The 579-nt window shown below is 67.2% G+C and carries 1 protein-coding gene; it reads left to right on the forward strand.

The features are described from left to right. A partial coding sequence (locus tag AW273_RS37720) for a glycoside hydrolase family 71/99 protein (RefSeq protein WP_198167947.1) occupies window positions 1-539 on the forward strand: 539 nt, incomplete at its 5' end. Window positions 540-579: the final 40 nt, after the last annotated feature.

Here is a 579-nt window from a genome sequence, read left to right on the forward strand (position 1 = left end):
TCTGGGGCTTCGGCTTCAACGACCCCGGCCGCCCCTTCCCCCCGGCCCCCTGCCTGGAAGTGATCAACTGGTTCAAGGCCCAGGGCTGCTACGTCATCGGCGGCGTGCCCACCTACTGGCGCCAGGGCATCAACGACTCCCGCACCGGCTTCGGCGAGGTCTACCGCGCCTTCAACATGATCTCGCCCTGGATGGTCGGCCGCACCCACACCATCCCGGGCCTGGACGGCTTCTACACCAACAACCTCCTGCCCGACGTCGCCGACTGCAACGCCAACGGCATCGACTACCAGCCCTGCGTCATGCCCGGCGACCTGCAATCACGCGCCCGCGCCCACGGCGACTTCATGTGGCGCATGTTCTACAACACCATCCGCGCCGGCTCCCACGGCCTCTACATCTCCATGTTCGACGAGTACAACGAGGGCAACCAGATCGCCAAGACCACCGAGACCCAGGCCACCGTCCCGCCGGCTCGGGCATCCTCGCCCTCGACGAAGACGGCACCTTCTGCTCCTCCGACTACTACCTGCGCCTGACCGGCGACGGCGGCCGCATGCTGAAGGGCCAGATCGCGCT

The organism is Herbidospora yilanensis, from assembly GCF_001570565.1.
Taxonomy (GTDB): Bacteria; Actinomycetota; Actinomycetes; order Streptosporangiales; family Streptosporangiaceae; genus Herbidospora; species Herbidospora yilanensis.